Genomic DNA, 12096 nt, shown 5'->3' on the forward strand with positions numbered 1-12096 from the left:
CATCGTCTCACACGAGCACCTTCATGGCTGAAACCACCCCATCTCCTGTTCGCCGCGCCCTGATCAGCGTCTCCGACAAAAGCGGCATTGTGGAATTCGCTCGCGGATTGAGCGAGCGTGGCATTGAACTGCTATCTACCGGCGGCACCTTCCGCTTACTGCAACAGGAAGGTATTGCGGTAAAGGAAGTCTCCGAGCATACCGGCTTTCCGGAAATCATGGATGGCCGAGTCAAAACCCTGCACCCCAAGATTCACGGCGGCATTCTGGCTCGTCGCGGCCAGGACGATGCGGTGATGGCCGAGAACGATATCGTCCCGATTGATATGGTCGTGGTGAACCTGTATCCCTTCGCCGATACCGTGGCCAAGCCGGACTGCAGCCTGGACGACGCCATCGAGAACATCGATATCGGCGGTCCTACCATGGTCCGCGCCTGTGCCAAGAATCACGCTTACACGACGATTGTGGTAAATGCGAGTGACTATGCCCGCGTACTGGGCGAGCTTACCACTCTGGATGGCAGCGTCAGCGATGCAACGCGTTTTGATCTGGCGGTCAAGGCTTTCGAGCATACCGCCGGTTATGATGGCGCCATTGCAGACTACCTGGGCCGCCGGGTCCCCGAAGGTGAAGAAGGCTTTCCGCGCACCTTCAATATGCAGTTACATAAAAAGCAGACCATGCGCTACGGTGAAAACCCCCACCAGCGCGCCGCTTTTTATGTCGATGAAAACGCTCAAGCGCCGAGCGTGGCAACCGCCGAAATCCTGCAAGGCAAGCCCTTGTCGTTCAACAATGTAGCGGACACCGATGCAGCGTTTGAGTGCGTCAAGGCGTTCAACGACACTGCTTGCGTGATCGTCAAGCATGCCAATCCTTGTGGCGTTGCAGTCGGCAAGACGGCGTTGGATGCCTATGACAAGGCATTTGCAACCGACCCCACCAGTGCCTTTGGCGGCATTATCGCTTTCAATGTGCCACTGGATGCCGACACAGCCCGGGCGATTGTCGATCGCCAGTTCGTGGAAGTAATTATTGCTCCGGGGGTCTCGCAAGAAGCCGCAAGCATCGTGGCGGAAAAGAAGAACGTGCGCTTATTGGATGTCAGTGCTCACTGGCCAGGCACTCAGCAAGCTGGACTGGACTTCAAGCGAGTCAATGGCGGCTTGCTGGTACAGGAACGTGATGTGGGCATGGTCACCCGGGAAGAACTCACCGTAGTCAGCCAGCGCACACCCACCGAGCAGGAACTCCGCGACCTGGCATTTGCCTGGCGAGTCGCCAAATTCGTCAAGTCCAATGCAATTGTCTATGCCATGAACGGTCAAACCATCGGTGTCGGCGCTGGCCAGATGAGTCGCGTCTACTCTGCGAAGATCGCGGGTATCAAAGCCGCCGACGAAGGTTTGTCGGTACCCGGCTCCGTGATGGCGAGTGATGCTTTCTTCCCCTTCCGCGACGGCATCGATGCCGCCGCCGCTGCCGGGATTACAGCGGTCATCCAGCCGGGGGGGTCCATGCGCGACCAGGAAGTCATCGACGCCGCCAACGAAGCGGGTATTGCCATGGTCTTCACCGGCATGCGCCATTTCCGCCATTAAGCGATTTTTGCTATCAAGACATTTTCGCCACTCAAGTAAGCGGACCTAAAAAACCTCCCGTCGAACACGTGACGGGAGGTTTTTATGGGCAAGGTGTTTGAACCAAAATCTCTTGAACCAAAGTTTTCTAGAAACAAGAACCTTTGTCTAGCCCAGATCGATGCACATATATTTGGTTTCCAGATATTCCTCCAGACCTTGATGGCCGCCTTCACGGCCCAAGCCTGATGCCTTGACCCCACCGAAAGGCGCCGCCGCATTGGAAATCAATCCGGTATTGATACCCACCATGCCGTACTCCAGCGCTTCCGCCACACGCCATACGCGTGCCATGTCTCGAGAGTAAAAATACGAGGCCAGACCAAATTGGGTATCGTTGGCCATTTCCACAGCCGTTTCTTCGTCATCGAAAGGAAAAACTGCCGCCAAGGGACCGAATGTTTCCTCCTTGGCCACTTTCATGTCAGAGGTGGCAAAACTGACCAGCGTTGGGGTGAAAAAATTCCCGCCCAAGGGATGAGGATGGCCACCCAGCAACAGCTCGGCCCCGCGATCGACCGCATCCTGAACATGCTCACTGACCTTCTTCACGCCGTCTTCATCGATCAACGGGCCGATGTTGACACCGGATTGCGTGCCATCACCGACTTTCAATTCGCTGTTCATGGCGACGGCGAGCTTCTCACAGAATGCATTCACCACGCTCGACTGCACCAGAAAGCGGTTGGTACAGACGCAGGTTTGCCCTGCATTACGGAATTTAGCGGCCATTGCGCCTTCCACTGCGGCATCCAAGTCAGCATCTTCAAAAACGATAAAAGGCGCATTGCCGCCCAGTTCCAGCGAAATTTTTTGGATATGCTGCGAAGCTTGAGCCATCAATTTACGACCGACTTCAGTGGATCCGGTGAAAGTGATCTTGCGAACTAACGGTGACTCCGTTAATGCCTGGGCTATTTCGCTCGCCTTTCCCGGCACCACATTGAAGACGCCGCGAGGAATGCCTGCCCGTTCAGCAAGATACGCAAGCGCGGTTGCGGAAAACGGGGTCTGGCTGGCCGGTTTGACCACAATGGTGCAACCCGCGGCCAAGGCCGCGCCTGCTTTGCGCGTTATCATCGCCGCAGGAAAGTTCCAGGGAGTGATCGCCCCCACCACTCCTACCGCTTGCTTGGTCACCACAATGCGCTGATTGGGATTGGCCGCTGGCACGGTTTCGCCATACACACGCCGGCCTTCTTCGGCAAACCAGCGCAGGAAACTGGCCGCATAGGCAATCTCCCCCGCAGCCTCCTTGAGAGGCTTACCCTGCTCAAAGGTCATCAACATGGCAAGATCCTGCTGGTGTTCCAGCATCAGGTCATGCCATTTCAGCAACATGTCGGCACGTTCTTGCGCAGTCAATCCCCTCCAGGCAGGCAGGGCGGCATTCGCTGCGGCAATAGCTCGCTCGGTTTCCGCCCGGCCCAAGCGAGGAACATCTCCCACCTGCTCACCGGTGGCCGGGTTGAGCACGTTGATCTGCTCGCCGCTGTCAGCGGCTACCCAACTGCCGTCTATATAGGCAAAGGGGCAATATAGCTGTGTTTCCTTGAGGGCTTCCATGAAAAACTCCTGGCCGGGTTGAGGCCTAACGGCAAATTGGTCTTCTCATGCTAAGACGAAAACCGGTGTTTAACCAAGTTCTGCTTTACAGCATGGCCCGACACCCAGCCCTATTCCACCCTCAATTCACCAACATGAGGAATTCGTGACGCGTTGCCTGGTCATCACGAAAAGCACCCAACATCACCGAGGAGGTCATGCTTGAGTTCTGCTTTTCCACGCCGCGCATCATCATGCATAGATGACGCGCTTCGATGACCACAGCAACCCCTCTTCCCTGTGTCACTTGCTGAACAGCTTCGGCAATCTCGCGGGTAAGATTTTCTTGTATCTGCATGCGCCGAGCGAACATGTCGACGATTCGCGCAAACTTGGAGAGTCCCAGCACCTTGCCATCAGGCAAGTAAGCAATGTGACATTTTCCAATAAAGGGCAACAGATGGTGTTCACACATGGAATACAACTCAATATCTTTTACCAGCACCATTTCATCGGTCTGGGAGGCAAATACTGCTCCATTGACGATTTGCTCGAGTGACTGATGATAACCAGCGTTGAGAAACTGCATTGCCTTGGCAGCTCGTTTGGGGGTCTCTCTCAAGCCCTCCCGGTCAGGATTTTCTCCCAACCCCGCAATGATATGGCGATAGTGGTGGGCAAGTTCATCGGTCATGTCGGGCCTCTTGAGATTACGCTGCGACACAATGAACCATTTAGCCCGGTTCACTGCACTCGGCATAGGTAATGCTGTGTCAGGCGGTGCTTCATGCGAGCACCACTCATTCTTTACCATACAATAACTATACCTTAATTTATTATTGTATAATAAAACAGTGTTCTTCTGATTATTCTAACGCACCTCACCTGTCTGTGGCAGAGTGCCACGCCATGGCAGCCCCATCGACTTGGCCTGTGCTATCATTACTTTGCATACACTAAGCTTGCGTTCATTGATCTTTGTGCAGCTTAGATACAGGTTTCACTATCGAGAGTCCGTCATGATGCCAATATCTCCTTCCCTCTGGTTATCCGCTCTGAGCGTTTCACTGCTTGCCTTGCCCTTGAATGCTGCAGGAGCGACGTTAACATTGCCCAGCGATGCTCGGATTGGCGTTGAAGTCATCAATACTCTGAGCCTGAGTGCATCTACGCCCGAACACAACGAAATATTGCTGCATCCTGCGGAAGTTGCCGGAACCACACACACACTTCCAGATTATTGTGTGCTAGTGGCAAATGCACGCTTTGAAAACCAGCGGGTACGTATCACCACGCAAGACGTCACCTGCATCAAAGCGACATCCAACGAGAGTGAGGTTTTCTCGGGAGAAATCAGTGCCGCTGCCTATGCAGAAGATGGAAGTTATGGTCTGCCCTGTGGCGATAATGGCTGTACGTTAAAACCCGGCCAAGGCTTTCTCCTGCGCTTATCCGAGGATGTAGCAATCGAGGCACAAGAAAACGTTTCCGCCAAAATCAATCAAGAACGGCGCCAAGCTGATGGTACCGGTGTGGCTAACCCGATTCCCGCCGACAGCCCCTCTCCTGAAACAGCTATTGAAGCGCTCGGTGATCCAGACGCCGAATAACCGCTAAGCCTCCTCAAGCCAACCACGGCTGGTGTCGATCGAGCACCAGCCGCTGCTGTTCCAATTGGCGAATATGCTGATCCCAATAGCCACTGTCAGCCAACCAAGGAAACGCTGCCGGAAAAGCCGGGTCAGACCAGCGTGAAACCAGCCAAGCACTGTGACGAATCAAGCGGAGACTGCGCAGGGGCTCGATCAGCGCCAATTGGTCATACGGAAATTCACCAGCCTGTTCATATCCTTCTGCCATTTCACTCAATTGGGCGCGCCACTCTGCCGGGTTACCGATAGGCAACAACATCCATATATCCTGTATGGCTGGCCCCATCAGGCAATCATCGAAATCCACCAAGGTAAAATCTTCGCCCCGTCCGAGAATATTGCCCAAGTGGCAATCGCCATGACAGCGAATCAATTGGTCGGCAGGCCAGGCAATATTCTTCAGCACATTATGTAAATTATTGGTAATGGTCTCATAGGCACGGCGCTGATGACGCCCCAACCAGTTACTGGCAAGTACCCGCTGCTGAGCCTCGATAACCTGGCCGTCCAAGTCGAGTACCGGCCGGTGCTGAAAACGTTTGCGTCGGGAGACCTGGTGCAAGCTCCCCAAGAGCTCCCCCAACGCATAGAGATGAGCAGGGTTATCCAATTCAGGCGCCTGGCCAACTTTCTGAGCGAACAAGGCAAATCGAAACGTTCGAAAATGATGCAAGGTGCGGCCTTGCTCATCTTTCCAGGGAGCTGCTACCGAAACCCCTGCCGCTGCCAGCTCCAGCAGAAAATCATGCTCTTCCTGGATACAGGCATCGCTCCAGCGCTGGGGACGGTAGAACTTGATCACCCAGCCCTGTCCTTTTTCATCACGAAACAACAACACACGATTTTCGTAACTGTTCAGTGCGAACGGCTCTCTTTCCGGCCATATACCCACTGACTCGGCAGCGGCCATGACATACTCGGGCGAAAGCTCGCCAAAAGGATGAATTACTTGAGACATTATCCGTCAGCCTATCCTGTGCTAATTGCTCTATCGTATCAGGCCTGCTGCAAGGGTGTTCGAGCAATTGCCCACACATCGACTCGCTCAGCACCGGCTTGCTTGGCAGCGGCTGCCAGCGCATTGACCGTGGCGCCGGTCGTCATCACGTCATCGACAATCGTTACATGCAACGGAAGCGGCGCCTCAAGATAAAATGCCCCCTGCAAATTCTTGAAACGTTGCCGCCGATTGAAGGCACGCTGACTCTGGGTGCTGTGCAGGCGCTCAGCATGGATCAAAGGCAAGCGGTACTCACCGGCTAATTTCTCTGTCAACCATACCGCTTGGTTGAAGCCTCGCTCGCGTGCCCGGCTCATGTGCAAGGGAACAGGCAACAAGGCATCGGGCAAGCCTCCCTCCTTTCGACCACTCAAGAAAAGCTCAAGGAGCAAATTTCCCGCACGCGGAGACGCCTGGAACTTGAAGGCCTTGAGCAAGGCACCCACAGCACCCTGATACAACAAGGGCACATCGGCAGTGTCGAATTGTGGTGCTGATAGCAGACAATGCCCGCAGCGGCGTCGAAAACTCGATGTGCCAACGCTTATATTTGGCCCTAGGGGTTCGGCACATTGGTAGCAAGCGGTGTGATTCCAGGCCAATCCTCGATAGCACGCCTGACACCAAGGCGATCCTGCTGCGGTTGCCGTCAAGCAAAATTCACAATAGCCCGGCAAGCTGCGTCGTAGCCAACCCTGAGCCGCTTCTTGCCATCGCTGAGCCTTCAACCACTCTTGAATAGCTGCTGCGCGGCTCCGGCATCCTGCCAGTGTCTGGTGCATCAGGTCTCCCTAGCATAGCGCCCCATCGTCTTACTCTTTGCTTATAGTTGCTGTTTGCTTATATTAGCACCTTAGCCAAATATAGCGGCGAACTCACTACCCAAGGCAGCATTTTCAAATTGACTTTTTCCTTAAAACCAGTAGAATTCGCTTCGATTATGCGGATGTGGTGGAATTGGTAGACACGCTAGATTTAGGTTCTAGTGCCGTAAGGCGTGGGAGTTCGAGTCTCCCCATCCGCACCAAATCGAAAAACCCCGCCTCACCAGAGCTACTCCAAGCCTCTATAAACCCCGATAAATCCAGCACTTTCTTTAACCACAGCTAACCTGAATTACCCCCACCTACCGCTTGCTTTATGTACACCACGATGTACCCTTTAGTTCGTAGGGTACACAGGGTACACAGAAATGAAGCGCTCACAGATAAAGCGGCGGCCTCTGGCCGACACCGTACTGGCCTCTCTTGAGCCGGAAAGCGTCGACTACCGCGAACGCGATGGCGGCGGGCTGTATTTCCGTGTGAAAAGCAACGGCAGCAAGTCTTGGAATCTGCGCTACAAGCGCCTTGATGGTCGCTGGGCATGGCTCGGGCTGGGCAGCTTTCCCTTCGTATCGGGCAAGGCGGCGCGCAAGAAGGCTGACGATCTGCGTAAACTGGCCGCCGACGGCATTGATCTCCAGGTGTACAAGCAAGGGGTACAAGGCAAGCCGACGTTCAAGGCGTCAGCCGAGGAATGGTATCAGCGCAAACTGGACGCTGGGCGATCCCTGGGCACCACGCGACAGATGCGCCTTTATCTCGACAATGACATCCTGCCCGCTATCGGAAAAAAAGCGCTCGACCAGATAACCCGCGCCGATTGCGCCGCGATCCAAAAGGCGATCGAGGACCGTGACGCGCATAGCGTTGCCAAGAAAGTGCGGTCATGGATTGGTCAGACGTTTTCGCTGGCCGTCGCTCAGGGAAAGTGCGACCTGAATCCTGCGTCAGAGCTTAGGCATATTGCTGCGCAGGCCCCCAAAACAACCCAATACCCTCATCTTCTAGAGCCTGAGCTGCCCGCCTTTCTTGCTGCTCTGAAAAAGTCCCCCAGCAGGGCGATTACTCAGGCGGCGGTCTGGCTGGTGCTGCGCACTGCCTCGCGCCCCGGCATGGTACGGTTATCAGAGTGGGCGGAGTTCGATCTGGATGCCGCTCTCTGGTCAATACCGGGAGTCAGAATGAAAACGCGGCACGACCATCTGGTACCGCTATCGAGCCAAAGCGTCAGTGCGTTGCGCGATCTTCATGAGATTACCGGGCGCAGCCGATGGACCTTTCCTGGCAGCGGCCCCAAAAACCCCACGCTCAGCGAGAACACGATCAACAAGGCACTGACCTTGGTTGGCTACAAGAACAAGCTGGTTGGTCACGGTTCGCGGCATACGGCATCGACGCTGTTGCGCGAACACGGCTGGAAAAAAGATTATGTCGAGGCTCAGCTAGCGCATAAAGAGCCCGGCATGTCGGGCGTCTATAACAAAGCGCAGTACATCGAGGGGCGTCAGGTCATGATGCAGTGGTACTGCGACTATCTTGATGCGCTGGAATGCGGGATAGGCAGGGATGAGCAGCAGGCATTCAAAGAGCGAGTGATGCCCTAACTCTTGCCGGTTTTCAAGACCTATACGTTAAGCAATAAGCCACTATAAATAACTGAATTTAAATGATAATCACGCTGGGCGCAGTGTGTACCGAAACACCGTTATTCTCAATATTAGGCAGCTAGACACATTAGATTGCAGGCCTCTGGCACAATCTGGACACAGTGCTATTTGTGCGCGCCAGTTAGCCCTGCCAACAGTCGGCGGATTTTGAAGCCTTCGCTTATCTACTCATCGCGGCACATTGCATTGATCGTGCTAGGTTTTCACCTCATAAATTGTTTGTTTTGGCTCGCAAACGCTCAACGAGGTTGACGCAATGTGGACACTTTTCACACCCTATCCGATCTCATGCTATCCTCTGAGACTACGTTTACAGCTGGATACCAAGGATGATGTTCAAGCTAATCGCTTTCATGCTTTTGTTTACTTTTTCCCCCTTCGCTTCTGCACAAATTCACAAATGTGTCATTGCCGGGGTTACCACCTTCCAGGACAGCCCTTGTCCATCTTCTGCTCAAGTGTATAAACCGCGTAATTCCAGCGGCAGTACTTTCTCGACCTACTCTGCACCGGATCGGGTAATTACTCGACCTTCGTCACCTTCCGCACGTTCTCCCCAGGTTGTCGACTCTAACGTTCGAAATACCTCTAAACCGTCTGAAACCACTATAGAACGCCGAAACAGAGAAACCAGCTCACGCGCTCGAGGCATCCTTACGCCGGGTATGTCCCGTAGCAAAGCAATCATTACATTTGGTCTACCTGACAGTACTTCCGCTTTTACACGTAACGGCCAAAGCTGTGAGCGCTTAACCTGGTACAACCCTCGCTTCCATGAGGGCACTCATCGTGCCACTGTATGCGATGGGGAAGTCACACAGTTTTCTAGCTATTAGCGTTTCTTGTTTCTTTTGCGTTTTGGCGAATCTGGATCGCCCGCGTTGATGTTCCAGGGCCGAGCTTGCTACCGGCCTTTACTTCAAAATCAACCGCTTGTAACGTCACACTGATTACATATACAGAACAGATTTCATACCCTCTGCGACCAAGCGGCAATTTAAGAGACTGGCTAAGGGATAGGTTCCGCGTTCTTAGCGCCCTTGCAACCCCATTTTGCCGCGCTTCGCCCAGTATCCTGTTGATTTTAAATAAATACCTGCCTTATTCAGCACCAGCCGATACGGCTAATTCGCTCTATAAATATCAATAAGTTACAGCCTAGTTTTCAGTTGGCAGGTGGCATCGATTCGTGTCGGTGCCACACTGCTGGTAGAAAAATTCATATCAAGCACGCCAGGGTGACAAGATGGAGCGTTTTTTTACGTCAATCGAAAAAGCAATCGAAGCACAAGACTGGTACGGAGCGCTTTCGACCGCTCTTACGATACCTGATATTGCAGGCAAACTAGAGAACCCTGAACTCGGAGTGGGCGCAAGGTACAAAGGATGGTACCGAAACTGGCTGCAAGATAAATATACGGGCTCTGGCCCTGCTGGAAACCATATATTCTTGAGTGATGAAGATTGTTATGGCTTGAGATGCAGCTATCTTCACGCTGGTGGTGGAGAGCTTGAGCGTAAGGCGAAACATACTCTTGAAAGATTCCATTTTATCCAACCCCCCAAATGGGGACGAGCTCATCTAAATCAGCTCAACAATGTTCTTCAGCTTCAAGTAGATGAATTCTGCAATGACATGGTCGAAGCGGGTAGACGCTGGTTTCATTGGACTCAAACAGAGCGGCCGGATGTTGTGCAGCGCATGGATGCTCTACTGATAATCCATAACGCCGATAACGGTATTCCCGGCTTGATAAACTTCGGGTAATTAAAACCTGTTTGTCGCGGCGGATTTTGAATCCGTTTTTTAGTAATATAAGGCCGCGCTTGCTACGGGCCTTTGCTTCAAAATCAACCGCTTGCAACGTCACACTGATTACATACACAGCACAGATTTCATACCCTCTGCGACCAAAACGCGACCAAGCACCTTATCCCCATGGAAATTCCTTCGCTCACTACTGTATAAATGCACACACAGCAACCAACCAGGAAACTCCATGGCTAAACCTACCCAGCCCACCAGCTACGAACGCCTGGGGCAGCGCATCCAGCGCGTGATCAACTCGCCCAAGGCACAATCTCAGCGGTGCGCGGAGATCTCCAAGGCACCAGATGAAAGCAATGATGATTGGCGCCAGCTACTGGAAGAGTTGGGCACGCTCGGCCACGTGACGATGATCCCGCTCGATGAATCCGGCGAGCACATTCGCCTACGCTGGAACCCCGAGGAGTCGATGGCATGAGTATGCACAAGTGCTACTCTATTTTCTTTGACACAGGAGAAACCCATGCAAGATATAAGTCGCCTTGAAGTTGGCATGACCACAAAGATTGGCACGGATCAGGTGGAGGGTCCTGATGTGGGCAGAGAATATGTACGGGCGCTCGATTCCAATACCTGGCTCCCGTTTACCGAAGGTGCGGCTGAGGATCGTCCACTTGTTGTTCGCATTGATAATATCGATGGCGATGTGTGCCACTGCACGGTCACAAGAAAGCCAAGTTTATAAGTAGTTATGCACAAATAAGCGCGTATAAATAGCTCATAACCCCCATGCTTTTTATTCCTCTACATGACGCGAAAACTTATGTAGAGGCACTTCGTTTTAACTTTAAGATGGCTCTGCCCCTTTCCATCAGCTTCATAGACTTGATTCTCCAATTATTGGCTATGGCAATACCTGATTTTTATACAGCATTATTGAAAATGACAAACCGCGCACGCTCGCGAATTTTGGATATGCTGCCAAATTTGGCTTTGCTCCCAAGGGAATCAATGAGGTAGATTTGATCGATTCGGCTGCATAACCTCAATAAACGTGCCGGCATTTTCATTAAGGTTATGCTGTTGGCCGTATAATCACTGTTAGGCAAGGAGAGTACATTGTTTTTTCGGGCAATCGACAAAGCTCTTGAGAAGCCTTCGCCAGGTTCAATACCATTAAGTGGACCGAGAGCTCTCGAGAATGATTTTTACTCGGTTCATCTTGAGGACAGCACCGGGAAAGATCAGGTATGGCTCAAAGGAAAGGCCGATCAAGGGTATGAAGCGCTTGTAAGAGCGGATAATGATTCAGGCAATGACAAAATTCTTACCCAAAGGGAAATCGAAAACACTGGATATACCCTGAGAATTGAACACTACTACAAAGGGTACCAGTTCAATTACTCAAGCCCCCTGAAATTCCTATTGGCTTATTATTTTCGGTGGCATCGTTGGGTAATTTTTCGAGATAGGAATTCTCAGAAAAGATTTAACCGACAGCCGCTGATCAGAATGGAGCGTATGAATCTCCTCCAATATCTTGTTGAACGTAGTATCCAAAAACCCAGAGAAAAATTTGACCCATTGTTTCTTGGTATGCAGCTATACACAAGGAGGTGGTTTTTTCACCCTGGCAAAGATGAACAGAAGGAGCATCTAAAGCTGTTGTTGGAGTCCTTTGCCGAGTCTGGTGAGTTAAAGCGGGATAATGGTGGATATGTATTGTCAGGCAAAGCCCTCGAAACGCTGTCCAATCATGAGCTGGAAAAACAGCAACATCGGGATAACCTTGCGACTGCCAAAGTCGGCAATAATCTGACTTGGGCTATTGTAGTCGTCGGGCTCCTTGGTATTGGTGCTCAGTCAGTTATGTGGTGGCTTGAAAATGGTGCACAGTAGTGCCTAACCAACGCAGGCACGGCGACGCCCTTTCCATTGCGCCTTCGGCTCCATTTCAAGGGCGCGCATGCTGCAAGCGTTATATCATTTTTGCATTT

11 protein-coding genes and 1 tRNA gene are annotated in these 12096 nt (G+C 52.5%); 8 read left to right on the top strand and 4 right to left on the bottom strand.

The window, feature by feature from the left end; all coding sequences use genetic code 11:
* Positions 1 to 23: 23 nt before the first annotated feature.
* Positions 24 to 1604, top strand: coding sequence for a bifunctional phosphoribosylaminoimidazolecarboxamide formyltransferase/IMP cyclohydrolase (purH, locus tag GPM19_RS00570; RefSeq protein ID WP_160416954.1), 1581 nt, complete (start codon positions 24 to 26; stop codon positions 1602 to 1604).
* A 147-nt stretch (positions 1605 to 1751) separates the two neighbouring features.
* Here purH and GPM19_RS00575 read toward each other — a convergent pair whose 3' ends face one another.
* The gene (locus GPM19_RS00575; RefSeq protein ID WP_160416955.1) at positions 1752 to 3209 is read right to left on the bottom strand and encodes an NAD-dependent succinate-semialdehyde dehydrogenase; all 1458 of its coding nucleotides are present in this window, start codon (positions 3207 to 3209) and stop codon (positions 1752 to 1754) included.
* A gap of 121 nt (positions 3210 to 3330) precedes the next feature.
* Entirely contained in the window at positions 3331 to 3882 is a 552-nt protein-coding gene (gene folE / locus GPM19_RS00580) for a GTP cyclohydrolase I FolE (protein WP_160416956.1), read from the bottom strand.
* A 415-nt stretch (positions 3883 to 4297) separates the two neighbouring features.
* Here folE and GPM19_RS00585 point away from each other — a divergent pair, with 415 nt between their 5' ends.
* On the top strand, positions 4298 to 4798 hold the full coding sequence (locus tag GPM19_RS00585) for a hypothetical protein (RefSeq protein WP_227842031.1): 501 nt from the start codon (positions 4298 to 4300) through the stop codon (positions 4796 to 4798).
* Between the two features lie 13 nt (positions 4799 to 4811).
* On the opposite strand, the gene GPM19_RS00590 is transcribed toward GPM19_RS00585, so the two are convergent.
* Entirely contained in the window at positions 4812 to 5798 is a 987-nt protein-coding gene (locus GPM19_RS00590; RefSeq protein ID WP_160416958.1) for a serine/threonine protein kinase, read from the bottom strand.
* 38 nt (positions 5799 to 5836) lie between these two features.
* Complete coding sequence (locus GPM19_RS15310; RefSeq protein ID WP_227842033.1) at positions 5837 to 6190, bottom strand: ComF family protein; 354 nt, start codon at positions 6188 to 6190, stop codon at positions 5837 to 5839.
* A gap of 592 nt (positions 6191 to 6782) precedes the next feature.
* On the opposite strand from GPM19_RS15310, the gene GPM19_RS00600 reads away from it, so the two are divergent.
* The 6 genes from GPM19_RS00600 to GPM19_RS00625 all read left to right on the top strand — a co-directional run bounded on the left by GPM19_RS00600 (position 6783) and on the right by GPM19_RS00625 (position 11998).
* Positions 6783 to 6867 (top strand) — tRNA-Leu (locus tag GPM19_RS00600).
* Positions 6868 to 7032: 165 nt separating this feature from the next.
* Positions 7033 to 8268: a tyrosine-type recombinase/integrase gene (locus GPM19_RS00605; protein WP_160416959.1), complete on the top strand. Its 1236-nt coding sequence runs from the start codon at positions 7033 to 7035 to the stop codon at positions 8266 to 8268.
* 1309 nt (positions 8269 to 9577) lie between these two features.
* Positions 9578 to 10099: a hypothetical protein gene (locus GPM19_RS00610; RefSeq protein WP_160416960.1), complete on the top strand. Its 522-nt coding sequence runs from the start codon at positions 9578 to 9580 to the stop codon at positions 10097 to 10099.
* Between the two features lie 232 nt (positions 10100 to 10331).
* Positions 10332 to 10577 carry a DUF1654 domain-containing protein gene (locus GPM19_RS00615; protein ID WP_160416961.1) on the top strand — a complete coding sequence of 82 codons (246 nt, stop codon included), beginning with the start codon at positions 10332 to 10334 and terminating at the stop codon, positions 10575 to 10577.
* Between the two features lie 45 nt (positions 10578 to 10622).
* Positions 10623 to 10844: a hypothetical protein gene (locus tag GPM19_RS00620; protein WP_160416962.1), complete on the top strand. Its 222-nt coding sequence runs from the start codon at positions 10623 to 10625 to the stop codon at positions 10842 to 10844.
* A gap of 374 nt (positions 10845 to 11218) precedes the next feature.
* Complete coding sequence (locus GPM19_RS00625; RefSeq protein WP_160416963.1) at positions 11219 to 11998, top strand: hypothetical protein; 780 nt, start codon at positions 11219 to 11221, stop codon at positions 11996 to 11998.
* Positions 11999 to 12096: the final 98 nt, after the last annotated feature.

The sequence above is a fragment of the Vreelandella zhuhanensis genome (assembly GCF_009793355.1).
Classification (GTDB): domain Bacteria; phylum Pseudomonadota; class Gammaproteobacteria; order Pseudomonadales; family Halomonadaceae; genus Vreelandella; species Vreelandella zhuhanensis.